Origin of the sequence: Olsenella sp. AGMB03486, from assembly GCF_040884255.1 — a bacterium.
GTDB classification, from domain to species: Bacteria; Actinomycetota; Coriobacteriia; order Coriobacteriales; family Atopobiaceae; genus Olsenella_L; species Olsenella_L kribbiana.
In genome coordinates this window covers 52,628-79,199 of the sequence record NZ_JBEVTM010000009.1, presented here as the reverse complement: position 1 = coordinate 79,199, position 26,572 = coordinate 52,628, and the positions used below count along the sequence as shown (strand labels likewise).

32 protein-coding genes are annotated in these 26,572 nt (G+C 60.7%); all 32 read right to left on the bottom strand.

Annotated features, from left to right (window positions below; genetic code table 11):
- Positions 1 to 27: 27 nt before the first annotated feature.
- The gene (gene secY, locus ABVS03_RS06260; RefSeq protein WP_330972252.1) at positions 28 to 1,314 is read right to left on the bottom strand and encodes a preprotein translocase subunit SecY; all 1,287 of its coding nucleotides are present in this window, start codon (positions 1,312 to 1,314) and stop codon (positions 28 to 30) included.
- Entirely contained in the window at positions 1,308 to 1,757 is a 450-nt protein-coding gene (gene rplO, locus ABVS03_RS06255) for a 50S ribosomal protein L15 (RefSeq protein WP_330972253.1), read from the bottom strand. Before rplO ends, secY begins: the two co-directional genes overlap by 7 nt.
- Before the next feature lie 10 nt (positions 1,758 to 1,767).
- Positions 1,768 to 1,959, bottom strand: a complete 192-nt coding sequence (rpmD, locus tag ABVS03_RS06250) for a 50S ribosomal protein L30 (RefSeq protein ID WP_330972254.1) — start codon at positions 1,957 to 1,959, stop codon at positions 1,768 to 1,770.
- 2 nt (positions 1,960 to 1,961) lie between these two features.
- On the bottom strand, positions 1,962 to 2,483 hold the full coding sequence (gene rpsE / locus ABVS03_RS06245; protein ID WP_330972255.1) for a 30S ribosomal protein S5: 522 nt from the start codon (positions 2,481 to 2,483) through the stop codon (positions 1,962 to 1,964).
- A 10-nt stretch (positions 2,484 to 2,493) separates the two neighbouring features.
- Complete coding sequence (rplR, locus tag ABVS03_RS06240) at positions 2,494 to 2,862, bottom strand: 50S ribosomal protein L18 (protein WP_330972256.1); 369 nt, start codon at positions 2,860 to 2,862, stop codon at positions 2,494 to 2,496.
- Positions 2,863 to 2,915: 53 nt separating this feature from the next.
- Complete coding sequence (rplF, locus tag ABVS03_RS06235; RefSeq protein WP_330972257.1) at positions 2,916 to 3,452, bottom strand: 50S ribosomal protein L6; 537 nt, start codon at positions 3,450 to 3,452, stop codon at positions 2,916 to 2,918.
- A 30-nt stretch (positions 3,453 to 3,482) separates the two neighbouring features.
- Positions 3,483 to 3,881 (bottom strand): 30S ribosomal protein S8, encoded by a 399-nt coding sequence (gene rpsH, locus ABVS03_RS06230; RefSeq protein WP_330972258.1) that lies wholly within the window; start codon positions 3,879 to 3,881, stop codon positions 3,483 to 3,485.
- Positions 3,882 to 3,968: 87 nt separating this feature from the next.
- Positions 3,969 to 4,154, bottom strand: coding sequence for a type Z 30S ribosomal protein S14 (locus ABVS03_RS06225; RefSeq protein WP_330972259.1), 186 nt, complete (start codon positions 4,152 to 4,154; stop codon positions 3,969 to 3,971).
- 85 nt (positions 4,155 to 4,239) lie between these two features.
- Complete coding sequence (gene rplE, locus ABVS03_RS06220; protein WP_330972260.1) at positions 4,240 to 4,797, bottom strand: 50S ribosomal protein L5; 558 nt, start codon at positions 4,795 to 4,797, stop codon at positions 4,240 to 4,242.
- Positions 4,798 to 5,001: 204 nt separating this feature from the next.
- Complete coding sequence (locus tag ABVS03_RS06215) at positions 5,002 to 6,000, bottom strand: D-2-hydroxyacid dehydrogenase (protein WP_368018446.1); 999 nt, start codon at positions 5,998 to 6,000, stop codon at positions 5,002 to 5,004.
- A gap of 114 nt (positions 6,001 to 6,114) precedes the next feature.
- On the bottom strand, positions 6,115 to 6,432 hold the full coding sequence (gene rplX, locus ABVS03_RS06210) for a 50S ribosomal protein L24 (protein ID WP_330972262.1): 318 nt from the start codon (positions 6,430 to 6,432) through the stop codon (positions 6,115 to 6,117).
- Positions 6,433 to 6,446: 14 nt separating this feature from the next.
- Entirely contained in the window at positions 6,447 to 6,815 is a 369-nt protein-coding gene (gene rplN, locus ABVS03_RS06205) for a 50S ribosomal protein L14 (RefSeq protein WP_330972348.1), read from the bottom strand.
- Between the two features lie 83 nt (positions 6,816 to 6,898).
- Positions 6,899 to 7,165 (bottom strand): 30S ribosomal protein S17, encoded by a 267-nt coding sequence (gene rpsQ / locus ABVS03_RS06200; RefSeq protein WP_330972263.1) that lies wholly within the window; start codon positions 7,163 to 7,165, stop codon positions 6,899 to 6,901.
- 16 nt (positions 7,166 to 7,181) lie between these two features.
- A complete protein-coding gene (rpmC, locus tag ABVS03_RS06195) occupies positions 7,182 to 7,397 on the bottom strand; it encodes a 50S ribosomal protein L29 (RefSeq protein WP_368018445.1) in 216 nt (71 codons plus the stop codon).
- 3 nt (positions 7,398 to 7,400) lie between these two features.
- On the bottom strand, positions 7,401 to 7,814 hold the full coding sequence (rplP, locus tag ABVS03_RS06190) for a 50S ribosomal protein L16 (RefSeq protein WP_368018444.1): 414 nt from the start codon (positions 7,812 to 7,814) through the stop codon (positions 7,401 to 7,403).
- Positions 7,814 to 8,524 (bottom strand): 30S ribosomal protein S3, encoded by a 711-nt coding sequence (rpsC, locus tag ABVS03_RS06185; RefSeq protein ID WP_330972266.1) that lies wholly within the window; start codon positions 8,522 to 8,524, stop codon positions 7,814 to 7,816. Before rpsC ends, rplP begins: the two co-directional genes overlap by 1 nt.
- Before the next feature lie 3 nt (positions 8,525 to 8,527).
- Positions 8,528 to 8,890, bottom strand: a complete 363-nt coding sequence (gene rplV / locus ABVS03_RS06180) for a 50S ribosomal protein L22 (RefSeq protein WP_330972267.1) — start codon at positions 8,888 to 8,890, stop codon at positions 8,528 to 8,530.
- Between the two features lie 15 nt (positions 8,891 to 8,905).
- Positions 8,906 to 9,166, bottom strand: a complete 261-nt coding sequence (gene rpsS / locus ABVS03_RS06175) for a 30S ribosomal protein S19 (RefSeq protein WP_330972268.1) — start codon at positions 9,164 to 9,166, stop codon at positions 8,906 to 8,908.
- Positions 9,167 to 9,188: 22 nt separating this feature from the next.
- On the bottom strand, positions 9,189 to 10,025 hold the full coding sequence (rplB, locus tag ABVS03_RS06170) for a 50S ribosomal protein L2 (protein WP_368018443.1): 837 nt from the start codon (positions 10,023 to 10,025) through the stop codon (positions 9,189 to 9,191).
- Positions 10,026 to 10,174: 149 nt separating this feature from the next.
- Entirely contained in the window at positions 10,175 to 10,477 is a 303-nt protein-coding gene (gene rplW, locus ABVS03_RS06165) for a 50S ribosomal protein L23 (protein WP_330972270.1), read from the bottom strand.
- Complete coding sequence (gene rplD / locus ABVS03_RS06160; protein ID WP_330972271.1) at positions 10,478 to 11,104, bottom strand: 50S ribosomal protein L4; 627 nt, start codon at positions 11,102 to 11,104, stop codon at positions 10,478 to 10,480.
- Positions 11,105 to 11,142: 38 nt separating this feature from the next.
- A complete protein-coding gene (gene rplC / locus ABVS03_RS06155) occupies positions 11,143 to 11,763 on the bottom strand; it encodes a 50S ribosomal protein L3 (protein ID WP_330972272.1) in 621 nt (206 codons plus the stop codon).
- Between the two features lie 345 nt (positions 11,764 to 12,108).
- On the bottom strand, positions 12,109 to 12,417 hold the full coding sequence (rpsJ, locus tag ABVS03_RS06150; protein WP_330972273.1) for a 30S ribosomal protein S10: 309 nt from the start codon (positions 12,415 to 12,417) through the stop codon (positions 12,109 to 12,111).
- A gap of 41 nt (positions 12,418 to 12,458) precedes the next feature.
- On the bottom strand, positions 12,459 to 14,558 hold the full coding sequence (fusA, locus tag ABVS03_RS06145) for an elongation factor G (RefSeq protein ID WP_330972274.1): 2,100 nt from the start codon (positions 14,556 to 14,558) through the stop codon (positions 12,459 to 12,461).
- Positions 14,559 to 14,579: 21 nt separating this feature from the next.
- On the bottom strand, positions 14,580 to 15,050 hold the full coding sequence (gene rpsG / locus ABVS03_RS06140; RefSeq protein ID WP_330972275.1) for a 30S ribosomal protein S7: 471 nt from the start codon (positions 15,048 to 15,050) through the stop codon (positions 14,580 to 14,582).
- Positions 15,051 to 15,094: 44 nt separating this feature from the next.
- On the bottom strand, positions 15,095 to 15,469 hold the full coding sequence (rpsL, locus tag ABVS03_RS06135) for a 30S ribosomal protein S12 (protein WP_330972276.1): 375 nt from the start codon (positions 15,467 to 15,469) through the stop codon (positions 15,095 to 15,097).
- A 244-nt stretch (positions 15,470 to 15,713) separates the two neighbouring features.
- Positions 15,714 to 20,156: a DNA-directed RNA polymerase subunit beta' gene (locus ABVS03_RS06130; protein WP_368018442.1), complete on the bottom strand. Its 4,443-nt coding sequence runs from the start codon at positions 20,154 to 20,156 to the stop codon at positions 15,714 to 15,716.
- A 2-nt stretch (positions 20,157 to 20,158) separates the two neighbouring features.
- Complete coding sequence (locus tag ABVS03_RS06125; RefSeq protein WP_330972278.1) at positions 20,159 to 23,674, bottom strand: DNA-directed RNA polymerase subunit beta; 3,516 nt, start codon at positions 23,672 to 23,674, stop codon at positions 20,159 to 20,161.
- Between the two features lie 276 nt (positions 23,675 to 23,950).
- The gene (gene rplL / locus ABVS03_RS06120) at positions 23,951 to 24,328 is read right to left on the bottom strand and encodes a 50S ribosomal protein L7/L12 (protein ID WP_330972279.1); all 378 of its coding nucleotides are present in this window, start codon (positions 24,326 to 24,328) and stop codon (positions 23,951 to 23,953) included.
- Between the two features lie 82 nt (positions 24,329 to 24,410).
- Positions 24,411 to 24,926, bottom strand: coding sequence for a 50S ribosomal protein L10 (gene rplJ / locus ABVS03_RS06115; protein WP_330972280.1), 516 nt, complete (start codon positions 24,924 to 24,926; stop codon positions 24,411 to 24,413).
- Between the two features lie 342 nt (positions 24,927 to 25,268).
- The gene (gene rplA / locus ABVS03_RS06110) at positions 25,269 to 25,973 is read right to left on the bottom strand and encodes a 50S ribosomal protein L1 (RefSeq protein WP_330972281.1); all 705 of its coding nucleotides are present in this window, start codon (positions 25,971 to 25,973) and stop codon (positions 25,269 to 25,271) included.
- 119 nt (positions 25,974 to 26,092) lie between these two features.
- Positions 26,093 to 26,524 carry a 50S ribosomal protein L11 gene (rplK, locus tag ABVS03_RS06105; protein WP_330972282.1) on the bottom strand — a complete coding sequence of 144 codons (432 nt, stop codon included), beginning with the start codon at positions 26,522 to 26,524 and terminating at the stop codon, positions 26,093 to 26,095.
- Positions 26,525 to 26,572: the final 48 nt, after the last annotated feature.

Sequence of the window (26,572 nt, the reverse complement as noted above, 5' to 3'; positions counted from 1 at the left end):
CTCCCTTGCTCCGTAGGTTATTGAGGTCTACTTGAAGAAGCCTTCGTAGTTGTGCATCTTGAGCTGGCTCTCAAGGGAAGACAGGGTATCCATTGCCACGCCGACCATGATGAGGATGGACGTGCCGCCGAATGCCTGGATGAGAGTGTTGCTCGTGAAGGCAAAGATGATGGAAGGCACGACTGCGATGATTGCCATGAAGATGGCACCAGGCAGCGTGATGTGGTCGATCACGTTCTTGATGTAGTCGGCCGTAGCCTGTCCCGGACGGACGCCCGGAATGAAGCCGCCCTGCTTGCGCAGCTGGTCTGCAGTCTCTTCAGGATTGAAGACCATGGCCGTATAGAAGTATGCAAAGAACACGATGAGGACCACAGAGAGGATCCAATTCAGCCAGCCCGATGAGACCGCATTCGCGAACACGGACATCCAGTTGACCGTCGGGAAGAACACGGCAATCTGAGCCGGGAGGTAAAGGATTGCGGAAGCGAAGATGATGGGCACGACGCCCGCCGTATTCACCTTGATAGGCAGATACGTGGACTGGCCACCCATGACGCGGCGGCCGACGACGCGCTTGGCATACTGGACCGTGATGCGCCTCTGTCCGCGCTCGATGTAGACGATGAACGGGATGACAGCGAGAATCACGATGATCGTGATGACCGTATTGAGGACGCCCGTCGTCGAGTTCTGCACGGAGCTGATGAGCGCCGAGGGGAACCCAGCCATGATGTTGGCGAAGATGATCAGCGACATGCCGTTGCCGATGCCACGCTGTGTGATGACTTCGCCGAGCCACATGATGATGAGGGCGCCTGCAACCATCGTGAAGATGACGATGACATCCATGAGCCACACCGGCGCGCCGGCGTTGGCGAACGTTATGCCATACAGGCTGGACTGGAACAGGAACAGATAGCCGATTGCGCTGATGAGCGCGAGAACGACCGTGAGATAGCGCGTGTACTGCGTGATCCTACGCTGGCCTGCCTCGCCTTCCTTGGCCATCTCGCCGAGGGAAGGAACGACAGCCTGCATCATCTGCATGATGATCTGAGCAGTGATGTACGGCATGATGCCCAGGCTGAAGACGGAAACACGGGAAAGGGCACCGCCCGAGAAGAGGTTGAGAACAGCCAGCGCACCGGAGCCCGATGCCGCCGTTTCATAAGCGGAGAGCATCCCCTGGAAGGGGATGCCCGGTACGGGGATGTAGGCCCCGATGCGATAAAGCACGAGAATGCCAATCGTGATAAGGATCTTGTTACGCAGCTCCGCTACGCGGAACGCGTTCGCAATTCCCTTTAGCACGCTGCCTCGACCTTTCCGCCAGCTGCCTCGATCTTGGCCTGTGCAGACTTGGAGACCTTGTCTACCTTGACCGTGAGCTTCTTGGTGAGCTCGCCGTCGCCCAGGACCTTGACAGGAATGTAGTTGCGCTTGATGACGCCCTTGGCATACAGGGAGTCAGAGTCGACGGTGTCGCCGTCGTTGAACAGTGCGTCGAGGCGTGCAACGTTGACCGGTGCATACTCGACACGGTTGTGGTTGATGAAGCCGCCGAGCTTCGGGAGACGCATGGCGAGCGGCGTCTGACCGCCCTCGAAGCCAGCGCCCTTGCCGCGGCCTGCGCGGGAGAGCTGGCCCTTGGTGCCGCGTCCCGCCGTCGTGCCGTGGCCGGAAGAATTGCCGCGGCCGATGCGCTTGCGAGACTTCTTGGAGCCCTCTGCGGGACGGAGATCGTGAAGCTGCATGTGATGACTCCTAGTTCTCTTCTACCTCAACAAGGTGCTTGACCTTGAAGATCATTCCACGAACGCTCGGGTTGTCAGGCAGCACAGACGTGTCGCCGATCTTGCGAAGGCCCATGGCATGGCACGTGGCCGTCATGTCCTTGCGCTTTGAGGCGTAGGAGCTGTGCACGAGCTTGACGGTAAGAGTCTTCTCCTCTGCCATCGTTAGTTCTCCTTCCCGGCAAACATCTCAGCGACCGTGATGCCGCGGCGCTCTGCGGTGTCGGCAGGCATCTCGAGCGACTTGAGGCCCTCGACGGCAGCCTTGACCATATTCAGGGCGTTGGAGGTGCCGAGAGACTTGGACAGGACGTTGGTGATGCCTGCAAGCTCGAAGAGCGGACGGACGGGGCCGCCGGCGATGACGCCGGTACCCTCGATAGCAGGCTTGATCAGGACATGGCCCGCGCCATAGTAGCCCTCGACATCGTGAGGGATGGTGCCCGTCTCAGTGACGGGGACGTGGAACATGTTCTTCTTGGCATCCACGACAGCCTTGGAGATGGCCTGGGGAACCTCGGCGGACTTGCCGATGCCGAGGCCGACATTGCCCTTGCCGTCGCCCACTGCTACGAGAGCGAGCAGGGACATGCGGCGGCCACCCTTGACGGTCTTGGACACGCGGTGAATAAAGATGACGCGCTCCTGAAGATCGGATTCCTCCTGGCGCTTGCGATCACGTGGCATCTGATTCCTCCTAGAACTTCAGTCCGGCGTTGCGGGCAGCATCGGCGAGAGCCTGGACGCGCCCATGATAGATACGGCCGCCGCGGTCGAACCTGACTGCGGTGACGCCCTTCTCGAGGGCGCGCTGGCCAATGAGGTTGCCCACGAACTCGGCAGCTTCCTTGTTGGAGCCGATCTTGCCGGTAGCGCGGAACTCAGGGCTCAGCGTAGAAGCGCTGCAGATGGTCTTTCCGTCGACGTCGTCGATCACCTGTGCATAGATGTTTGCATTGGTGCGGTGGACGGAAAGACGGGGACGGTCGGCGGTGCCAGTGATCTTGGAGCGGACACGACGTTCGCGGCGCTTGAGACCAGCCTTCTTCTTCTGGAACTTGTTCATTGTTGCTCCTTAGTCGTGCCATTACCTGACGGGGTAATGGTCTTGTTAGCTCACTACTTGGCTGCCTTGCCGAGCTTCCTGCGGATGTGCTCGCCTTCGTAGTGGATACCCTTGCCCTTGTACGGCTCGGGCGGACGCTTGGCGCGGACCTCTGCGGCGACCTGGCCGACCTGCTCCTTGGAGATGCCCTTCACCGTGATGTGGGTGTTGTCGGGAACCTCGAAGGAGATGTTCTCCGGGCACGCGTAGATGACCGGGTGCGAATAGCCGAGGGAAAGGTCGAGATCCTTGCCCTTGAGCTGTGCACGATAGCCGACGCCGGTGAGCTCGAGCTTCTTCTCGAAGCCCTCGGACACGCCGACGACCATGTTGTGGATGAGCGTGCGGGTAAGGCCCTGCTGCGCATTGGACTCGGTGGTCTCGTCGTTGCGGGCGACGAGGATCTCCTCGCCCTCCTGAGAGATGGTGACGAGATCGGAGAACGTACGGTCAAGCTCGCCCTTGGGGCCCTTGACCTTGACTTCGTTGCCATTGATGGTCACGGTGACACCTGCTGGAACCGTGACAGGCTTCTTGCCGATACGGGACATTGTGTCTCCCTTCTTCTTCCTGTCGCGGACTTACCAGACGAAGCAGATGACTTCGCCGCCGATGCCGAGCTTCCTGGCATCGCGGTCGCACATCATGCCCTTGGAGGTGGAGATGACGGCAGTGCCGAGGCCACCCAGGACACGCGGAAGATCCTTGGCGGAAGAGTAGATGCGCAGGCCCGGCTTGGAAACGCTCTTGATGCCCTTGATGACGCGGGCATTGCGCTTGCCGTACTTCAGCGTGATATGGAGGGTCTTCTGAGGCTTGGTGTCCTCAACGGAATAGCCCTCGATGTAGCCCTCTTCGGCGATGACGCGAGCAATCTCGACAAGCACCTTCGTCGACGGCATCGAAACCGTCGGCTTGCCTGCCGAGTTGGCGTTGCGGATACGCGTCAGCATGTCCGAAATGGGATCGGTAATCTTCATTGATCCTTCTCCTTAGTTCGTGATGAAACTGCACGGCCGGTTCACCCGAGCCCGTGGCCCGAGCGCCTCGTCGTGGTCTTCCCTCGCCTACCAGCTAGCCTTGGTGACGCCAGGAAGTTCGCCCTTGCTTGCGAGCTCGCGAAGGCACACACGGCACAGACCGAACTTGCGGTACACGGAGTGGGGACGCCCACAACGCTGGCAGCGGTTCTGAGTGCGCGTAGAGTACTTCGGCTCACGCGAAGCCTTGACGATCATCGATGTCTTAGCCACAGATCCTCCTAACTTGAGCAGCCCCGGCTCTTATCCGGGGCGCGTCTCTGAACTCAAGGGCACATCTCAGTGCCCAACGAAAATGCTACTCGGCCTTGAACGGGAAGTGGTAGGCGTCGAGAAGAGCCTTGCCCTCCTCGTCGGTTGCAGCGGTCGTGACGATGGTGATGTCCATGCCGCGGGTGTGGTCGATCTTGTCGAACTCGATCTCCGGGAAGATGAGCTGCTCGGTGACGCCCATGGAGAAGTTGCCACGGCCGTCGAAGCTCTTCGGGGAGATGCCGCGGAAGTCGCGGATGCGGGGGATTGCCGTTGCGATCAGGCGATCGAGGAACTCCCACATACGGTCGCCGCGCAGGGTCACCTTGGCACCGATTGCCTGGCCCTGGCGAAGGTGGAACGTAGCGATGGACTTGCGGGCGTGCGTAATCATCGGCTGCTGGCCGGTGATGGCGCGGAGGTCAGCGACAGCGCCGTCGATTGCCTTGGCGTCCGTTGCAGCCTCGCCGACGCCCATGTTGACGACGATCTTCTCGAACTTCGGGATCATCATCGGGTTGGGGTAGTTAAACTGCTTCTGGAGAGCGTCACGCACCTCTGCGTAGTACTTCTCCTTGAGGCGCGGCACATACTTGTCTGCCATGAAGGTACTCCTTCGATCTTGGGGTTTTGAGCGTGGGGTTTCCGTCCTCACGCCTCCTGGTCCACCCAGGAGCCAGCTGCATCTCATGTCCGAGACAGAAATCTCCCCGACATAGAGACACAAATTGATATCTTACGAGTTCTTCACGAGGTTTGCCAGAAGAATCGCAGCTTATGGAGCGAATTCATAATTGGAGGCAGAAATCTACCTCTTCACCTCATGCACAAGCTTCTCCCCTGCAAGATAGTGCGCAAGATTCTCCTTCGCACGCAGGAACACGAGCTTCCTCGTCTTCGGCAGATGCCAGAACCCTGCGACATGCGGCGTGATGAGGAGGTTCGGCACATCCCAGAGCGGACTCTCTTCAGGCAGAGGCTCAGGATCCGAGACATCGATGGCTGCACCTGCCAGCGCCCCGATCTCAAGCGCTTCTTTGAGCGCTACATAGTCGATGAGGTCTCCCCTGCCGGCGTTCACGAGATAGGCGCCCCTCGGGAGTGCCGCCAGGAACTCCTCATCGGCGAGCCTCTTCGTCTCAGGCGTACTTGGCAGAAAGGATGCCACGACCTGGGAGGAAGGCAATGCCTCCATGAGTGCATCTCTGCCCGCAATGGTATGGGCAAACGCTGCCCGGTATGAATCCGAAAGCTCGGCTGGCACGTGGCTCCTGTAGGCGGTGCAGGTAGCCCCCATGGCAGTGCAGAGCCGAGCGAAGTGCTCGCCAATATCTCCTGCGCCCATAACAAGGACAGAGGCACCAACAAGCGTCGACACATTCCCCTCTTCGCCCCACACATGCGCCCTCTGGTCATCCTCATACCGATAGAGCTTCTTCATGAGCGAGAGCAGAAGCGCAAAGGAGTGCTCAGCCACAGCAGGCCCATAGCAGCCTACCGAGTTCGAGACGCGCACATCCTCCCCTAGCACGCCTGGCTTCACGTAGGCATCGGCACCGGCACTCCCGAGCTGGATCCACTTGAGACATGCTCCGCCCAAAAGACGCGCTGCAGGCACATTGCCGATGATGATATCCGCAGTGGCAATCTCCTCATCCGTGAGCTCGAATTCAGGCGTCATTGCAATGCGCTCAGGGTCTTTGACCAGCGCCTTGAACATGAAGGTGGCCTGAGGTGCTGTCTCTTTGAGCTCTTGTGCTTCCTCTTCGCTTACTGGCAGCACGACCAGGATACGCATATCGGACATAGGTGGCCCTTTCTCTCGATGAATCCACTCTAGCGCCGCCTGAGCCCTCTGCCTATAAGAAAAGCGCCCCGAACCGTATGGCTCGGAGCGCTTGGGCGTACTCTGGAAGCAGGCTTAGAACTGTGCGCCGCACTTCTTGCAGACGCGAACCTTCTTGCCCTCGTCGTTCTTGGCATGGCCAACGCGGGTCGGCTTGCCGCAGGACGGGCAGATAAGCATGACGTTGGAAACGTCGATCTTTGCCTCGCGGGTCACGAAGCCGCCGTTCTGGCCCTGAGCGTCAGGACGCTGAGCCTTCTTGACGAGAGCGACGCCCTCGACGACGACCTTGCGGTCAGAGGGGAACGCGCGCAGGACTTCGCCCTGCTTGCCGCGGTCCTTGCCAGAGATGATCTGGACCTGATCGCCCTTCTTCACATTCATCTTTGCCATGACTAATCGTCTCCTTACAGCGTCTCAGGTGCGAGCGAGACGATCTTCATGTACTTGCGATCGCGGAGCTCACGCGCAACCGGCCCGAAGATACGGGTGCCCACGGGGGTGCCGTCCTTCTGGACCAGGACGCAGGCGTTCTGATCGAATTTGATGTAGCTGCCGTCCTTGCGACGCGTCTCCTTGACGGTGCGGACAACAACGCAGGTGACGATGTCACCCTTCTTCACGTTGCCACCGGGCGTGGCCTCCTGCACGGCGGCCTTGATGATGTCGCCGATGCCTGCGTAACGACGCTTGGAGCCGCCCATGACCTTGATGCACTTGACTCGACGTGCGCCGGAGTTGTCGGCGACGTTGAGCATGGTCTCCATCTGAATCATGAATGTTCCTCCGAACATAGACCCCGCCAGAGGTGCGTCCACACGTGCAGCGCACGTGACGGGGATGTCTTATACCAGAAAACTTACTTGGCGCGCTCCACGATCTCCACGACACGCCAGCGCTTGGTCTTGCTCAGGGGGCGGGTCTCCATGACGCGGACGGTGTCGCCGAGGCCGCACTCGTTCTTCTCGTCGTGGCAGTGAAGCTTCTTCTTGATGGTCATCATCTTGCCGTACTTCGGATGACGCTTCCTGTACGTCATCTCGACAGCAACCGTCTTGTCGCCAGAGATAGCGCAGACGACGCCGGTACGGACCTTGCGAGAGTTCCTCTCTTCGGTATCAGCCATTTGTATCTCCTACGATCTAGTTCTCGGCTGCAGTCTTTGCGACTGCGAGCTCGCGTGCACGCATCTCGGTAAGGATGCGGGCAATGTCACGCTTGACGGTCGTCACGCGTGCCGTGTTGTCCAGCTGGCTCGTTGCCATCTGGAAACGGAGGTTGAAGAGCTCGGCACGAGCGTCTTCGAGCTTCTTCTGGAGCTCTTCGTCGGAAAGTGCGCGGACTTCACTCGGCTTCATGTTCTACTCCTCCCCGCGCTTGACGATCTTGGTCTTGATAGGAAGCTTGTGCTGCGCAAGACGCAGAGCCTCCTTGGCGGTTGCCTCGTCGACGTCGCCGATCTCGAACATGATGCGGCCAGGCTTGACGACAGCGACCCACTCTTCCGGGTTGCCCTTGCCGGAACCCATTCGGGCCTCGGCCGGGTGCTTGGTGATCGGCTTGTCCGGGAAGATGGTGATCCAGATGCGGCCGCCACGCTTCATATAACGCGTGATGGCGACACGGGCAGCCTCGATCTGGCGGTTGGTGATCCAGTGACGCTCGAGGGACACGAGACCCCACTCGCCGTTGTAGATCTTGGTGTTGCCCTTGGCCTGGCCCTTCATGGAGCCACGCTGAACCTTGCGGTGAAGAACACGCTTAGGAGCCAGCATTAGTTGCCCCTCCTCTCGTTATTGCGGCGGCGCGGACGCGACGGGCCCTCGAGTGCCGGGTTGGGCACAGGCTGTCCCGGAAGCTTCTCGCCGAGGTAGATCCAGACCTTGATGCCGCAGGCACCCATGGAGGTGCGGGCAGTGGCCTCTCCGAAGTCGATCTTGGCGCGAAGCGTGTGCAGAGGCACGCGGCCCTCGCGGTACCACTCACGGCGGCCCATCTCTGCGCCGTTCAGACGGCCAGAGCACTGGATACGGATGCCCTTTGCGCCGGCCTTGCGGGCAGACTGGACTGCCTTGCGCATGGCACGACGGAAGGCGACACGGCCCTCGAGCTGCTCAGCGATGGACTGGGCAACGAGCGTGGCGTCGAGCTCCGGACGCTTGATCTCGACGACGTCGACAGAGATCTGGCCCTTGGAGACGCCAGCGACCTTCTCGAGCTCGGTACGGAGGGCGTCGATCTCAGAGCCCTTCTTGCCGATCACGATGCCCGGACGGGCGGTGTAGATGATGACCTTGACCTTGTCGCCAGCACGCTCGATCTCGACGCGGGACAGGGCTGCGCGCTCAAGCTTCTTCTCGAGGAACTTGCGGATCTTGAGGTCGTTGCCAAGCTTGGTGGAGTAATCCTTGCCAGCGTACCAACGGGAACGCCAGTTCTCGGTGATGCCGAGGCGGAAACCAGTAGGCTGTACTTTCTGGCCCATCCCTTACGCCTCCTTTCGAGGAGCGACAACAATGGTGATGTGGCTCGTGCGCTTGTTGATGCGGGACGCAGAGCCCTTTGCACGCGGACGGATGCGCTTCAGCGTCGGGCCTTCATCGACGTAGGCCTCGGCGATGTAGAGGTTGTTCGCGCGGAGGTTGTTGTTGTTCTCGGCGTTCGCGACGGCAGAGCGCAGGACCTTCTCGACGGGCACTGCAGCTGCGACCTCGGCGAACTGGAGAAGCTCCAGAGCCTGGGACACGGACTTGTTGCGAATCTGGTCGACGACCAGACGAACCTTGCGAGGAGCCATGCGCACGTACTTTGCAGTAGCGGAGACGCCGTTCTCGACTTCAATACGCTTCATTTAGTCGTGACCTCCTTATGCTTCCTTGTGGCCACGGAAGGTGCGGGTCGGAGAGAACTCTCCGAGCTTGTGGCCGACCATTGACTCGGTGACGAATACGGGGACGTGCTGACGACCGTTGTGGACAGCGATCGTGTGTCCGACCATCTCAGGATAGATGGTGCTGGAACGACTCCAGGTCTTGATGACCTCCTTGTCGCCAGACTCGTTCATCTTGGTGACACGCTCGAGGAGGCGAGTCTCCACGTACGGGCCCTTCTTGAGACTTCTGCTCATTGTTTCAACTCCTGTTCGCGGTCTAGTTGGTCTTGCGACGACGGATGATCATGTGGTTCGAAGCCTTCTTCGGGTCACGCGTCTTGTAGCCCTTCGTCGGCTTGCCCCACGGCGTCACAGACGGACGGCCGGAGGTGTGGTTCTTGCCCTCGCCGCCGCCGTGCGGGTGGTCGACAGGGTTCATGACCGTACCACGGACGGTCGGACGGACGCCACGCCAGCGCTGGCGGCCAGCCTTGCCGATGACGATGTTGGAGTGTTCGGCATTGCCGACCTCGCCGATCGTTGCACGGCAGGTGAGGAGCACGCGGCGCATCTCAGAGGACGGCATACGCAGGATTGCGTACTTGCCCTCCTTGCCCATGAGCTGGACGGAGGTGCCTGCGGAACGGGCGATTGCTGCGCCCTTGCCCGGCTGGAACTCGATAGCATGAATCAGCGTACCGACAGGAATCTCGGACAGCGGCATTGCGTTGCCCGGCTTGATGTCGATGTCCTTCTCACCGGAGACGACGACGTCGCCGACCTGAAGGCCCTTCGGGGCCAGGATGTAGGCCTTTGCGCCATCAGCATAGTGGAGAAGAGCGATGCGGGAGGTGCGGTTCGGATCGTACTCGATCGTAGCGACCTTGGCCGGGACGTTGTCCTTCTGGCGCTTGAAGTCGATGATACGGTAACGACGCTTGTTGCCGCCGCCCTGGTGACGGGTGGTGATGCGGCCATAGTTGTTGCGTCCTGCCTTCTTCGGCAGCGGCGCGAGGAGCGACTTCTCGGGCTTGGAGGCGGTAATCTCCTTGTAGTCATATACCGTCTGGAAGCGCCTGCCTGCGCTCGTGGGCTTTAGATGCCTAACAGCCATTGCTTTCCCTTCTTGTCCGTTGGCCATCGTGTTCAGGGATGTGAGGCTCATGCCTCGGGACGCGATGACGCCGGATTACCACGGTACCGCGCGTATCCTACTTGCACGGCACCCGAACTGAGCCCCCGCTTGCGCGGGGGCAGAGATACCTACTCTTCGGCAGCTGCCTTCTGAGCGAAGACCTCGATGGACTCACCCTCGGCGAGCGTGACGATGGCCTTCTTCCACGTGCGGGTCTTGCCTGCGACATAGCGGACGCGCTTCGTCTTCGGCTTCACCCACATGGTGTTGACCTTCACGACATGGACGTTGAAGAGCTTCTCGACAGCGTCGGCAATCTCCTCCTTCGGTGCCTTGGCGGCAACCTCGAAGGTGTACTTGCCCTGCTCCATGAAGTCAAAGGAACGCTCGGTGACGACCGGGCGGATGATCACGTTGTACTTGGAGTTCATTTACGCGAGCACCTCCTCGAAGTACTTCGCGACAGCAACCGGCATGACCAGTGCGCCGTTGTCGATCAGGTACTCCGTGTTGGCCTCAGACTGACCGATCACGAGGACATTGGGGAGGTTGCGAAGCGAGAGGTAGCTCGTGACATCCTCGTCGTCGACGACGACGGTCACGCGCTTGCTGTCAAGGCCGAGAGCCTTGATCATAGCAGCTGCAGCCTTCGTGGAAGGCTTCTCGAATGCAACGTTGTCCAGAAGGACGAGCTCGGAATCAGCGAGCTTGCCGGAGAGGACGGAGCGCATTGCGAGCTTGACTTCCTTCTTGTTCGCGCGGCGTGCATGGCTGTGGGGCGTCGGTCCGAAGACAACACCGCCGCCGACCATCTGAGGAGCGCGGATGGTGCCCTGGCGAGCACGGCCCGTGCCCTTCTGGCGGAACGGCTTGACGCCGCCGCCGGAGACGGCTGCGCGGTTCTTGGTGGAGTGGGTGCCCTGGCGACGGCTTGCAGCCTGGACAGTCACGACCTTGTGCACGACAGGGATGTTGGGCTCGATGCCGTAGATGGCGTCAGCCAGCTCTGCGGTAGAGACCGTTTCACCTGCCATATTCTTTACATCGATGCTGGACATTTGTCCTCCTTGTTAGCCTAAAGCTGTGCTGTGTGGCCTTAAGCCATGCGGATAGATACGATAGCGTCCTTGCCGCCGGGGACAGCGCCCTTAACGAGCATGAGGTTCTGCTCTGCGTCGACGCGCACGAGCTTGAGGTTCTTCACCGTCACGCGCTCATCGCCCATGTGGCCTGCCATGTGGAGACCCTTGCGGACACGGGCAGGATAGGCGCACTGGCCGATGGAGCCCGGCTCGCGCTGGTTGCGGGAACCATGAGCCATAGGACCGCGGGAGAAGTTCCAGCGCTTGACCGTGCCCTGGAAGCCCTTGCCCTTGGAGGTGCCGGTGACGTCGACTGCCTTCACGTCTGCGAAGGCCTCAACGGTGACCTTGTCGCCGCAGCTGTACTGAGAAGCATCATCGACGCGGACCTCGCGCAGATACTTCATCGGCTCGACGCCGGCCTTGGCAAAGTGACCAGCCATAGGCTTGTTCACGTGCTTCGGCTTGAGCGCACCAAAGCCGATCTGAACGGCCTCGTAGCCGTCCGTCTCCTTGGTCTTCACCTGTGAGACGGTGCAGGGGCCTGCCAGGATGACGGTGACAGGGACGAAGTTGTCGTCCTCGTCGAAGATCTGCGTCATCCCCAGCTTGCGGCCGAGAATAGTGCTGACCATACTCAATCCTTACCTTCGGTGGTCATGGGACCCAGTGGACACTCGTGTATCCTCCCCCAGCGGACCACATCCTGTGATGTGCGTCTTTCCGGACAATCGGCGCATGCGCATAGATGTCCCCGAAAGACAGCTTTATTACTTTACACTCATATGGCTTGTTTCACAATATCTTCTCAATGTTTTTCAACCCATCTGCCTGCGGCTTTGTTTTCCACGTTCCCGGGCGTTCCCTAGACACGAAGCCCACGTTCTGCAAGCTGTTTGGATGCCCTTCTTGAGCTCCCTGAGAGAAGAAAAGGCTCCCCTGCCGAAGCAGAGGAGCCTTGCATGCACTATCGGGAGACCTTAGAGCTTGATCTCGATATCGACGCCTGCGGGGAGGTCGAGACGCATGAGCGAGTCGACGGTCGAGGACGTGGGGTCGAGGATGTCGATGAGGCGCTTGTGAGTGCGCATCTCGAACTGCTCACGGGAATCCTTGTCCTTGTGCGGCGAACGGATGACCGTATAGAGGGAACGCTCGGTGGGCAGGGGGATGGGGCCGGAAACACGGGCGCCCGTCTTCTGTGCAGTGTCCACGATGAGCTTCGAGGACTGATCAACTACCTCGTGATCATAGCCCTTGAGGCGGATCCTGATCTTCTGGTTTGACACGGTGGTACCTCCATTTAGAGCGAAGACGCTCGAGCTTGTAATTACTCAGATTTTCCGGCGTTCTTGGCAACAATCTCGTCCTTGATGTTCTTCGGGACGGCCTCGTAGCTGTCGAACTGCATGGTGTAGCTTGCACGGCCCTGCGTCTGGGAGCGAAGGTCGGTAGCATAGCCGAACATCTCGGCCAGGGGCACCTTGGCGCGGATGACCTTGGTGTTGGAGCGATCCTCCATGCCCTCGATCTTGCCGCGGCGGCTGGAGAGGTTGCCCATGACGTCGCCCATGTACTGCTCGGGCGTCTCGACGTCGACGCGCTCGATCGGCTCGAGAAGGACAGGGTCGGACTCCTGAAGGGCCTTCTTGATGGCCATGGAGCCTGCAATCTTGAATGCAGCCTCGGAGGAGTCGACCTCGTGGTAGGAACCATCGACGAGGGTGACCTTGATGTCCTCGACCGGGTAGCCGGCGATGACGCCAGACTGGAGCGCCTCCTGGATGCCCTTGTCGACAGACGGGATGTACTCCTTGGGGATGGAGCCACCGACGGTAGCGTCGATGAACTCGTAGCCCTTGCCCTCCTCGTTCGGCTCCATGTCGATGATGGCGTCGCCGTACTGGCCACGGCCACCGGACTGGCGGACGAACTTGCCCTGGACATGCTTCACAGCGTGGCCAGCGGTCTCACGGTAGGCAACCTGCGGCTTGCCCACGTTGCAGTCGACGTGGAACTCACGGCGCAGACGGTCGATGATGATCTCGAGGTGCAGCTCGCCCATGCCGGCGATGATGGTCTGGCCGGTCTCGTGGTCGGTGTGGACCTGGAAGGTCGGGTCCTCCTCAGCGAGCTTGGCGAGGCCCACAGACATCTTCTCCTGCTCGGCCTTGGACTTCGGCTCGACAGCGACGTCGATGACGGGCTTTGCGAACTCGATGGACTCGAGCACGATGGGGTGATTCTCGTCGCAAAGGGTGTTGCCGGTCGTCGTGTTCTTGAGGCCGACGCATGCAACGATGTCGCCTGCAGAGCATGCCTCACGGTCGACACGGTCGTTTGCATTCATCTCGAGGATGCGTCCGAGACGCTCGCGCGTGTCCTTGTTCACGTTGTAGACGTAGGAGCCTGCCTCCTCGTGACCAGAGTAGACGCGGATGTAGGTGAGCTTGCCGACGTAGGGGTCGGTCATGATCTTGAATGCGAGAGCTGCGAACGGCTCGTTGACGTCAGCCTTGCGCGAGATTGTCTCGCCCGTGTTGGGATCGGTGCCCTCGGTAGGCGGAATGTCGAGCGGGGACGGCAGGTAGTCGCAGATTGCGTCAAGAAGCTCCTGGATGCCCTTGTTCTTGTAGGCAGAGCCCACGAAGACAAGGTTGAGCTTGTTGGCGATGACGCCCTTGCGCAGGGCAGCCTTGACCTCGTCGACCGTCGGGGTCTCGTCCTCGAGAATCTTCTCCATGAGATCGTCGTCGAAGTTGGCGGCCTGCTCGAGAAGCTCATCATGCTTCTCCTGTGCCTGCTCCTTGAACTCGTCAGGAATCTCGTCCATGACCTCAGGGTAGATCATGCCCTTGGCGTCTTCCTTGAAGTCCCATGCCTCCATGGTGACGAGGTCGATGAGGCCCCAGAAGTTTGCCTCTGCGCCCATCGGGATCTGGGCAGCAACAGCGTTGGCACCCAGACGGTCCTTCATCGTGTCGATGGCGTGCCAGAAGTCAGAGCCGACACGGTCATACTTGTTGATGAAGGCGATGCGCGGGACGTTGTAGTTGTGGGCCTGGCGCCAGACCGTCTCGGACTGGGGCTGGACACCGGCAACAGCATCGAAGACAGCGACAGCGCCGTCGAGGACACGCAGGGAACGCTCGACCTCAGCCGTGAAGTCGACGTGGCCCGGGGTGTCGATGATCTGGATGACATGGTCCTTCCAGAAGCACGTCGTAGCTGCGGACGTAATGGTAACGCCGCGCTCCTGCTCCTGAACCATCCAGTCCATCGTTGCAGCACCGTCGTGGACCTCGCCGATCTTGTGGGTCTTGCCAGTGTAGTAGAGGATGCGCTCCGTGGTCGTGGTCTTGCCTGCATCGATATGGGCCATGATGCCGATATTGCGCAGGTTATGAAGGTCATACTTTGGCTTTGCCATATTCTGCTCCTCAGATCCCGACTAGTAGCGGTAGTGAGAGAAGGCGCGGTTGGCCTCTGCCATCTTGTAGAGGTCCTCGCGACGCTTCACGGATGCGCCGACGCCGTTGGAGGCATCGAGAATCTCGGAGGCAAGGCGCTCGGCCATCGTCTTCTCCTTGCGGGCACGGGAGAAGTTCACGAGCCAGCGGATAGCCAGCGTCGTGGCACGACGGGAGTTGACCTCCATAGGAACCTGATAGGTTGCGCCACCGACACGACGGGGCTTGACCTCGAGGGTCGGGCGGATGTTGTCCATGGCCTTCTTGAAGACGGTCAGGGCATCCTCGCCGGTCTTCTCTGCGACGATATCGAAGGCACCATAGACGATGCGCTCTGCGGTCGACTTCTTGCCGTCAAGAAGGACCTTGTTGATAAGCTGGGTGACCAGACGGTTGTTGTACTTTGCATCCGGCTGGACCTCGCGGCGGACTGCTGCTGCACGACGCGGCATGTTATATCTCCTCTAAGCTAGCGGTTGAAACTCGAAAGCGGCTGCTACTCCTTGGGGCGCTTTGCGCCGTAGCGGGAACGAGCCTTCTTGCGGTTCTGGACAGCAGCGCAGTCGTAGGCGCCACGGACGATCTTGTAGCGGACACCAGGAAGGTCGCGGACACGGCCGCCACGGATCAGGACGATGGAGTGCTCCTGAAGGTTGTGGCCCTCGCCCGGAATGTAGGCAGTGACCTCGATGCCATTGACGAGACGGACACGGGCAACCTTGCGGAGTGCCGAGTTCGGCTTCTTCGGCGTCGTGGTGAAGACGCGCGTGCAGACGCCACGCTTCTGGGGGTTGTGCTGCAGAGCAGCGTTCTTGGACTTGGCCTTGACGCTCACGCGGCCCTGGCGAACGAGCTGATTAATAGTAGGCAAAGCTCTTCTCCTTTTTGCTACTGGTACAACGTACGCTTATGCTACAGACGACGCAGCACGACATCGCCGGAATAGGCGCAAGCAGATACTTTACGACCCGCCATCCCAGTTGTCAAAACACCACGCCACCGGGCGTATCCTTATTCCATGACAGCCACATATATTTCTTGGAAATGACTCCAAAACAAAGGTCCGGCCCCGCCAAAGCGAAGCCGGACCCTGTTTCAGGACCTGTTTTCAGGACTTACTTGTCGTCGTCCTCGTTGTTCACGACCTGGCTCAAGAGATCGTCCAGGGACGTGAGGTCCTCGTTGATGACACCGTCTTTCTCGTTCTCTTCCTTCGTTGCCTCGGTCGGCGCGCCGATGAGCTCGTCGTCGTAGGTGTGCGTGGAAGGAGCAGCAGTGCCGAGCATGATGTCGGAATCGGCATCAGGCGAGAACACCATATTGAGGAGCTGCGAGAGATCCTCGGAGTCCGCCTCGTCCTCATCCGGCTCGAGCACGTAGAGAAGGCCCCTCGCCTCGAGGCCATCGCGAAGCTCCTCGATGGCCTTGGCACCGATGCCGTCGATGCGCAGCAAGTCATCCTCGGTCTTGCCGATGAGGTCGCCAACCGTCTCGATGCCCTCCTCGCTGAACTTGTTCGTCCAGCGCTGGGACACGCCGAGGTCGTCGAAGAGGTAGAGCTTGGCATCCTCGGAAGAGAGGGTGCGGCCGTTCTTCGAGTAGACAGATCCGCCGTAGCCGTAATCGTCGCCGACCCAGTCGAGCTGCTTCGGAAGCTGGTCCTCGATGGACTTGAGCTCCTCAGGTGCCCAGTCAGGCAGGGACTTTGCAGTCGGGCTCGTCGGGCCATCGATCTTCTGGCCGTGGTAGGTGAGCTCGACGTCGCTGTAGGCGGAAAGGCCGGTGCCGGCAGGAATCTTCTTGCCGACAATGACGTTGGACTTGAGGTCCAGGAGGTGGTCAACATCGCCCTTGATGGCAGCCTCGGTGAGGACGCCGGCGGTGCGGATGAAGGATGCGCTCGAGAGCCAGGAGTCGATGGAGCTTGCCACCTTGAGGGTGCCCAGGATGACCGGCTCTGCCTCAGGCGGCGTGCCGCCTGCGAGCGTGATGTTCCTGACCGTATCAGCGAAGACGTAGCGGTCCACATACTGGCCGAGCAGGTAGGTCGAGTCGCCCGGGTTCGTGACCTGGACACGGCGCAGCATCTGGCGTGCGATGACCTCGATGTGCTTGTCGTTCAGGTCGACGCCCTGGGAGGTGTAGACCTCCTTGACGGAGTTGACAAACGTGTGCATCGTCGACTCGATATCCGTGAGCTGGCGGAGCTTGCGGAAGTTGACGAAGCCGCGGGTCAGCTGGTCGCCGGCGCGGACCTCGCAGCCATCCTCCACCTCAGGCATGAAGCGGACAGATGCCGGGATGCGCTTCTCGGAGAGGACGCGGGTCGTGTCGTCCGGATCGACGATCTGGACGAGATACTCGGTGCCTTCCGGCGTGATCTTGAGGATGCCGGAGACAGAGGCAAGGTCAGCCTCGCGGCCGAGGATCTTCTCGTTGATGTTGCCGACAACGTCGAACATGCGGGCAACGGTCGGGAGACCCTGCGTGATGTCGTCTGCGCCTGCAACGCCGCCGGAGTGAATCGTACGCATCGTCAGCTGGGTGCCCGGCTCGCCGATGGACTGTGCGGCGATGACGCCGACAGCCGTGCCGATGTTGACCGGACGGCGGGTCGAAAGATCCCAGCCGTAGCACTTCTGGCAGACACCGTACTTCGACTTGCAGGTCAGAAGCGCCCTGAGCTCGACCTTCTTGAGCTTGTGGTCAGCAAGCTTCTGGAGATCGGCAGCAGACTCGATGTAGTCGCCTGCAGCCATGAGGACCTCGCCGGTCTCAGGATCGACGACGTCGTGCAGCGTGCAGCGACCGATGAGGTCGGTGTTGAGCGTCGTGGTGCCCGGCAGGTAGATGTTGTAGTGCACTGCCTCGTCGGTACCGCAGTCCTCCTCGCGGACGATGACATCCTGGGCGACGTCGACAAGACGGCGGGTAAGGTAGCCGGAGTCGGACGTGTGAGACGCCGTGTCGACGAGGCCCTTGCGGGCGCCGTACGTGGAGATGAAGTACTCGAGGGGCTCGAGGCCTTCACGGAAGTTCGACTTGATCGGGAGGTCGATCGTATCGCCGGACATATCGGCCATGAGGCCACGCATGCCGGCGAGCTGGCGAAGCTGCGTCTTGGAACCACGGGCGCCGGAGTCAGCCATCATGTAGATCGGGTTGTCCTCGCTGAAGCCCGAAAGCATCTTCGAGCCGAGGGCTTCGGTGCACTCGGTCCAGGCATTGACGACCTCGACGTGGCGCTCCTGCTCCGTGAGGAAGCCATCCTCGTAGTTCTCGTTGATCTCGTCGACCTTGGCCTGCGCCTCATCGAGCATGGATTGCTTCTCCGGCGGGATGACAGCATCCCAGACGGAGACGGTCAGGCCTGCGCGCGTGGCATAGTGGAAGCCCGTTGCCTTGATTGCGTCGAGGATCGGCTCGACCTCGGCCGTGCTGTAGCGGTCGCAGCACTCGTTGACGAGCTTGCCGATATCGCTCTTCACCATCTTGTAGTTGATGAAGGGGAAGTCAGCAGGCAGGCACTGGCGGTTGAAGATGATGCGGCCAGTCGTGGTCTCGAAGTGGACAGGGCCGTCGGTGACGTCGAAGTCCTGGACCTCCTTCTGGGACAGCTTGACGCGGAAGAGGCGCCTGCCGTCCTCGATGACATTGGCATCCTTCGGGTACACGCGGACCGTGACCTTTGCCTGCATGTCGAGGTCGACATCGTTCTCGATCGTGTTCACGGCGTCGTCGAAGTCAGCGTAGACCGCGCCCTCGCCGGACACGCCGTCCTTCTCCGTCGTCAGATAGTAGACGCCGAAGACCATATCCTGCGAAGGAACCGTGAGGACCTTGCCGGATGCAGGAGAGCGCAGGTTGTTGGCAGAGAGCATGAGGACGCGAGCCTCGGTCTGGGCCTCGGTCGAAAGCGGCACATGCACGGACATCTGGTCGCCGTCGAAGTCTGCATTGAACGGCGCGCAGACAAGCGGGTGCAGATGTATTGCCTTGCCCTCGACGAGCACCGGCTCGAAGGCCTGGATGGACAGGCGGTGAAGCGTAGGTGCACGGTTCAGGAGCACGAGGCGGTCCTTGATGACCTCATCGAGCACGTCCCAGACAGCAGGAAGCGAGCGGTCGATGGCACGCTTTGCACCCTTGATGTTCTCGACCTTGCCGAGCTCGACAAGACGGCGCATGACGAAGGGGCGGAAGAGCTCCAAGGCCATGGTCTTCGGAAGGCCGCACTGGTGAAGCTTGAGCTGCGGGTCGACGACGATGACGGAACGGCCAGAGTAGTCGACACGCTTGCCGAGGAGGTTCTGGCGGAAGCGGCCCTGCTTGCCCTTGAGGGACTCTGCGAGAGACTTGAGCGCACGTCCTCCCCTGCCCGTGACAGGACGGCCACGGCGGCCGTTGTCGAAGAGGGCATCCACGGCCTCCTGGAGCATGCGTTTCTCGTTGTTGACGATGATGTCAGGGGCATCGAGAGAGAGCAGCCTCTTGAGACGGTTGTTGCGGTTGATGACGCGGCGGTAGAGATCGTTCAGGTCGGAAGCTGCGAAGCGTCCGCCATCGAGCTGGACCATAGGACGAAGATCGGGCGGGATGACCGGGATGACATCCAGGATCATGTCTGCAGGATCGTTTCCGCCCTTGAGGAACGAGTCGACGATCTCGAGGCGCTTGACAGCCTTGTCGCGCTTCTGCTTCTGGGACTCCTCGTTTGACACGATGGCGCGGAGCTCCTCGGCCTCCTTCTCGAGGTCGATGCCACGCAGGAGCTCACGGATGGCCTCTGCGCCCATGCCGCCCTTGAAGTAGATGGAGTAGTAGCGCTTCATCTCGGAGAAGAGTGCCTCGTCAGCGATGAGCTGGCGCTTCTCGAGCTGCATGAACTGGTCGAAGGCCTCCTGGCGAAGCTGCTTCTCTTCGGCATACTCTGCCTCGAGATCGGCAACCTCGGCGCGGATCTCGTCGTCGGAGAGCGGCTCGACGCCGTCGAACTCCGAGCCCTCTTCCTGGCCGGCTGCCTGCGCGCGGACGCGCTGGATCTGGTCGTCGCGCTCGGCATCGAGCTCTTCGAGGTCGGCTGCAAGCTCTTCCTTGAGGTCTGCTGCGTCAGCATCGCGGGCCTCCGTGTCCACATCGGTGATGATGTAGGACGCGAAGTAGAGGACCTTCTCGAGGTCCTTGCTCTTGATGTCGAGCAGGCGGGACAGCGGGAACGTAGCCGGGCTCTTGAAGTACCAGATGTGGGAGACGGGAGCGGCAAGCTCGATGTGGCCCATGCGCTCGCGCCTCACCTTGGCGCTCGTCACCTCGACGCCGCAGCGCTCGCAGATGATGCCCTTGAAGCGGATGCCCTTGTACTTGCCGCAGGAGCACTCCCAGTCCTTCACAGGACCGAAGATCTTCTCGCAGAACAGGCCGTCCTTCTCAGGCTTCAGCGTGCGGTAGTTGATGGTCTCCGGCTTCTTGACTTCGCCGTGCGACCAGCTGCGGATGGTGTCTGCGGAAGCGAGGGAGATCTTGATTGCGTCGAAATCTGTGGTATCGAATTCTGCCACCGTTACTCCTTCTCGTTCAACGAATTGCCAATGAGGGCCTCATGGCCGGACTTGGCGGATCCGGAGATGCCACCGATGAGCTCGTCTGCATCTGCCGACGCAAACACGTCTGCCGGGTTGGCTGCCTTTGCGGCTGCCTTGTCCTTGGCCTGCGTGTCGCGCTTCTTGTAGGAGATCGGCTCCATGTTGAGTGCCAGAGAGCGGACTTCCTTGACGAGGACCTTGAACGACTCCGGGATGCCAGCGTTCGGGACGTTCTCGCCCTTCACGATGGCCTCGTAGGCCTTGACGCGGCCGTTCGTGTCGTCGGACTTGATCGTCATCATCTCGTGCAGGACGGAGGCGGCACCGTATGCATACAGTGCCCAGACTTCCATCTCGCCGAAGCGCTGGCCGCCGAACTGCGCCTTGCCGCCGAGCGGCTGCTGGGTGACGAGCGAGTACGGGCCGGTTGCACGGGCGTGGATCTTGTCGTCGACCATGTGGCCGAGCTTCAGGATGTAGGAGACGCCGACCGTGATCGGGCTCTTGAACGGCTCGCCGGTGCGGCCGTCGTAGAGCGTGGTCTTGCCGCGCTCGTTGAGCTGCGGGACGAACTCGCTCATCATGTGCTCGCCGTAGTCGACCTTCGCCTTGTTCATCATGTTGATGTTCGTGCGGCGGATGACCTCAGCGACCTCCTTGTCGGTTGCGCCATCGAGGACCGGCGTAGCGACATAGGTCGGGCCCGGCACGTAGCGGTCGGAATCAGCAGACTCCTGATCCCAGCCGTGTGCAGCGCCCCAGCCGAGGTGGCACTCGAGAAGCTGGCCGACGTTCATACGGGACGGGACGCCGAGCGGGTCGAGCAGGACATCGATAGGCGTGCCGTCAGCCATGTACGGCATATCCTCGATCGGCAGGACCTTGCAGACGACACCCTTGTTGCCGTGACGTCCAGAGATCTTGTCGCCCTGCTGGATCTTGCGGCGCTGCGCGACGAAGACACGCACGAGCTCGTTGACTCCAGGCGGCAGATCGTCGCCTGCTTCACGGCTGAAGCGCACCACGTCGACGACTCGTCCATAGGCGCCGTGAGGCATCTTGAGGGACGTATCGCGCACGTCGTGGGCCTTTGCACCGAAGATGGCACGAAGGAGCCTCTCCTCGGCTGTGAGGGCCGTCTCGCCCTTCGGCGTGACCTTGCCGACCAGGATGTCGCCTGGGCCGACCTCGGCGCCGATGCGGATGATGCCATCCTCGTCGAGGTTGGCAAGCATGTCCTCCGAGAGGTTCGGGATCTCGCGCGTGATCTCCTCAGGACCGAGCTTCGTATCGCGGGCATCGATCTCGTGGCGGGAGATGTTGACGGAGGTCAGGAGGTCCTGCTGGACGACACGGTCGGAGACGATGATGCCGTCCTCGTAGTTGTAGCCTTCCCACGGCATGTAGGCCACGGTGAGGTTCGTGCCAAGTGCAAGCTCGGACTCGTCGACGGAAGGACCATCAGCGAGAGGCTCGCCCTCGATCACGTGGTCGCCCACATGGACGATAGGACGGTGGTTGATGCACGTGGACTGGTTGGAGCGCTGGTACTTCGGAAGGTCGTAGCGCTCGGGGCCCGCGGCAGTCTTCACGACGATGTGTGCTGCGTCGACCTCGACGACGTCTCCCTCATGCTCGGCGCAGATGAGCTCGCCGGAGTCGAGGGCAGCACGGAACTCCATGCCAGTGCCGACGAACGGTGCATGGGCACGGATCAGAGGCACAGCCTGGCGCTGCATGTTTGCACCCATGAGGGTACGCTTTGCGTCATCGTGCTCGAGGAACGGAATGAGGTTTGCAGCGACGGAGAGCAGCTGGCGCGGAGACACGTCCATGTAGTCGACATCGGCGACGTCGACCTCAGCAGGTGCGCCGAAGGAGCCGTCGAAGTCGCGCGTACGGGCAACGACACGCTCAGGCTCGACAAGCTCGCCGGTCTTCGGGTCGGTGACGACGAAGCGGCGGGTCTTGGGGTCGTACGGCGTGTTTGCCGGTGCGATGTTGTGGTCTTCCTCTTCGTCTGCCGTCATCCAGTCGATATCGTCGGTGACCTTGCCATCGACGACGCGGCGGTACGGAGCCTCGATGAAGCCGTACTCGTTCACATGGGCATAGAGGGCGAGCGAGCCGATAAGGCCGATGTTCGGGCCTTCAGGCGTCTCGATCGGGCACATGCGGGAGTAGTGCGAGTTGTGGACGTCGCGGACGGCCGTCGGCACGTTCGTACGGCGGCTCGAGCCCGACTTGTGGCCTGCAAGGCCGCCAGGGCCAAGTGCGGACAGACGGCGCTTGTGCGTGAGGCCAGAGAGCGGGTTGTTCTGGTCCATGAACTGGGAGAGCTGCGAAGAGCCGAAGAACTCCTTGATGGCCGCCACGATCGGGCGGATGTTGATGAGGGACTGCGGCGTGATATCGTCAGCGTCCTGCGAAGCCATGCGCTCGCGAACGACACGCTCCATGCGGGAGAGGCCGATACGGAACTGGTTCTGTACAAGCTCGCCGACCGTACGGATACGGCGGTTGCCGAAGTGGTCGATATCGTCCGTCTTCTTCGAGGGGTCGCCTGCATGAAGGGCAAGGAGGTAGCGCAGTGCGCAGACGATATCCTCGTTCGTGAGGACCGTGGAGGTGTTCTCGGCAGGATCGAGGCCGAGCTTCTTGTTCACCTTGTAGCGGCCGACGCGTGCGAGGTCGTAGCGCTGCGGGTTGAAGTAGAGGCCATTCAGGAGCGCCTTTGCCGAATCGACGGTAGGCGGCTCGCCCGGACGCTGGCGACGGTAGATCTCGATGAGGGCATCCTCGCGCGTCGTTGCGACATCGCGCTCGATCGTGGAGCGGATGATCTCGGAGTCGCCGAGGAGGTTGATGATCTCGTCGTCGGACTCTGCGATGCCAAGGGCACGGAGCAGAAGCGTCGCGGACTGGCGGCGCTTGCGGTCGATGGATACGACGAGCTGGCCGCGCTTGTCGACCTCGAACTCGAGCCAGGCACCACGGGCCGGAATGAACTGTGCATGGTGCACGAGCACGCCGGAATCGGTCTCCTCAGAGAAGTAGACGCCCGGGGAACGGACGAGCTGGGAGACGACGACACGCTCGGTGCCGTTGATGATGAAGGTGCCCCTCTCCGTCATGATCGGGAAGTCGCCCATGAAGACGAGCTGTTCCTTGATCTCGCCGGTGAGCTTGTTGACGAACTTCACATCGACAAGCAGCGGAGCCTGATAGGTGATGTCCTTGGCGCGGCACTCGGCCATCGTGTGGGCAGGATCGCCGAACTGGAAATCGCCGAACGTGACTTCCATGGTGCCGGCATTATTTTCGATCGGAGAGAACTCTGCAAACGATTCAGCGAGGCCGTCCGTCATGAAGCGGTCGTACGATTCCTTCTGTACAGAGATGAGGTTAGGGAGCTCCATTACCTCAGGAATCTTGCTGAAGCTGACACGATCGCGCTTCTGGAATTTGACGGCGGAAGACTTTGCGGTATGCACCAGGCATTTCCTCCTTCATACAGACGTATGCGGCATTATGCCGCAAACTAGTAATCTACAGAAGGATACTGCTTTAGTCAAGATTGAAGTCTTGACTTATACCGCATAATCGTTTATTTAGGCCCGACCATCGTTTAAGCTGCAGAAACATCGAGCAGAATTGTGGAGGGGCTGTGGACACCCTCTGACTCAACACCAGAAAGGATAGCAAAGAAGGGACCGGGTGTAAACCCCGGTCCCTTCTGTACAAGGTGAGCTTATGCCGTGAGGCAGAAGTTACTTGAGGGAGACAGCTGCGCCGGCGTCCTCGAGCTCCTTCTTGGCAGCCTCGGCGTCCTCCTTCTTGGCACCCTCGAGGATGGCCTTCGGAGCGGACTCGACGACCTCCTTGGCCTCCTTCAGGCCAAGGTTGGTGAGCTTGCGGACAACCTTGATGACAGCGATCTTGTTCTCGCCGAAGCCCTCGAGGACGACGTCGAAGTTCGTCTTCTCCTCCTCAGGAGCAGCAGCGCCTGCTGCAGGAGCAGCAGCGACAGCGACGGGAGCAGCAGCGGAGACGCCGAAGACGTCCTCCAGCTCATGAACGAGCTCAGAAAGCTCGAGTGCGGGCATCTCCTTGAGGGCCTCAACGATCTCTTCCTTGGTGACAGCCATGGTATGACTCCTTCTTGTTCGGGGCGCTCTCTATAGCGCCTCTGATGTTTTCTGATCTAGCAGGTAGTGCAGACGTGCGTGCCTATGCGGCGTTCTTCTGGTCGGCGATAGCGTCGAGAGCGGTGACGAGACCGCGTGCAGGGCCAGCGCAGACGGAAGCGATGCCACGCAGCGGGCTGGCAACGACGTAGACGAGCTGGGCCATGAGCTCCTCGCGGCTCGGCAGGTCGGCGTATGCCTTTGCATCCTCAGGGGAGAGTGCCTGGCCATCGGCGATGCCACCGACGAACTCAAGCTTGTTGAGCTTCTCGGCGGTCTTCTTGACGACCTTGGCAGCCTCGACAGGATCCTTCTCGAAGAAGATGTAGGCGCAGGTGCCCTGGCAATCGAGCTCAGGCATCTCGGCGTCCTTGAGAGCGATGCGAACGATGTTGTTCTTGTAGACCTTCATCTCTGCACCGGCCTCGCGCAGGTCGCGGCGAAGCTGCTGCGTCTCCTTCACGGTCAGGCCACGATAGTCGACCACGAAGAGTCCCTTGGATGCATCGAGAGAGGCCTTGACCTTCTCGAGCATGGCAGTATTTTTCTGATTCGGCATGATGTACACCTCCTTGTTGCTTCGTTTGGCACGAACCACCGACGCGGCGGGTCAAACGAAGACCCTGCCCGGCCATGCCAGACAGGGTCCAGGAAGTCTTTGTTGGACCACCTAGGCTGGCGGGCGAACCCTTTGAGCCTTTCGGCACCGGCTGTCTCTGGCAGCGGACGTGCTATATGCATTGCAGCTTGGAAGTATCGCAGATGGGCAATTTCGCGTCAAGGCAACGTCTGGACTTGGCATGCTCTCCACGTTCCTCACACAGCGCAGAGCTCCCTGAACCACAAAAAAGAGGGAAGGAGCTTTTGCCCCTTCCCTCTTCTGCATTCAGCAGTATCCGCACTACTCGGCGAGCAGGTTCCTCACCATGGTCGGATCGACCTTGATGCCAGGGCCCATAGTCGTGGAGACTGCGACGGACTTGATGTACTTGCCCTTCGCGGTTGCCGGCTTGACGCGGACGATCTCGGAGATCAGAGCCTGGTAGTTCTCGAGCAGAGCCTTCGTGTCGAAGGACTTCTTGCCCAGGGGCACATGGCAGATGCCATAGCGGTCTGCACGATACTCGACACGGCCAGCCTTGAGCTCCTTGACCATCTTCTCGACGTCCATCGTGACGGTGCCGAGCTTGGGGTTCGGCATGAGGCCACGGGGGCCGAGGATACGGCCGAGGCGACCGACCTTGCTCATCATGTTCGGGGTTGCGATGGCAGCATCGAAGTCGAGGTTGCCCTTCTGGATCTCGGCGACGAGATCGTCGGAGCCGACGATGTCAGCGCCTGCAGCCTCTGCCTCGCGTGCCTTCTCGCCCTCGGCGAAGACGGCGACACGCACGGTCTTGCCGGTGCCGTTAGGAAGGGAGATGGAGCCACGGATGTTCTGGTCAGCCTTGCGGGTATCGACACCCAGGCGGATGGAGACCTCGACGGTCTCATCGAACTTCGCGAAGGATACCTCCTTGAGAAGCTCGAGAGCCTCCTTCGGCGTGTAGAGCTTGCTCTCGACCTTGGCCGCGTTCTCGCGGTACTGCTTTCCGTGCTTCGGCATTCTTTCTTACCTCCTGTGGTCAGCGGGCGTGATGCCCTCCCACATAGCGGCGGTTTCCCGCCTTCTCATTCAAAGAGCGTGCACCGCCGAGGCACACGCTCTCAGATACAGCAATGAAGCTACTCTGCTGCGACCGTGACGCCCATGGAACGTGCCGTGCCGGCAACGATCTTCTTGGCAGCCTCGATGTCATTGGCATTGAGGTCCGGCATCTTGATCTCGGCGATCTTGGTGAGCTGCTCCTGCGTGAGCTGGCCGACCTTGTCGCGCTGAGGAACGCCAGAGCCGCTCTTGATGCCAAGCTCCTTCTTGATGAGCTGGGCTGCGGGCGGGGTCTTGCAGATGAAGTCGAAGGAACGGTCCTCGTAGACCGTGATCTCGACCGGGATGATGTCACCCATCTTGTCCTGCGTGGCAGCATTGAATGCCTGGCAGAACTGCATGATGTTGACCTGTGCTGCGCCCAGAGCGGGTCCTACTGGAGGAGCAGGGTTTGCCTTGCCAGCAGGAATCTGGAGCTTGATGAAGTGCGTGACTTGCTTCTTCGCCATGCTAGTCTCCTGATTCAGAAACGGATACGTGCTATTTCACAACGCAGC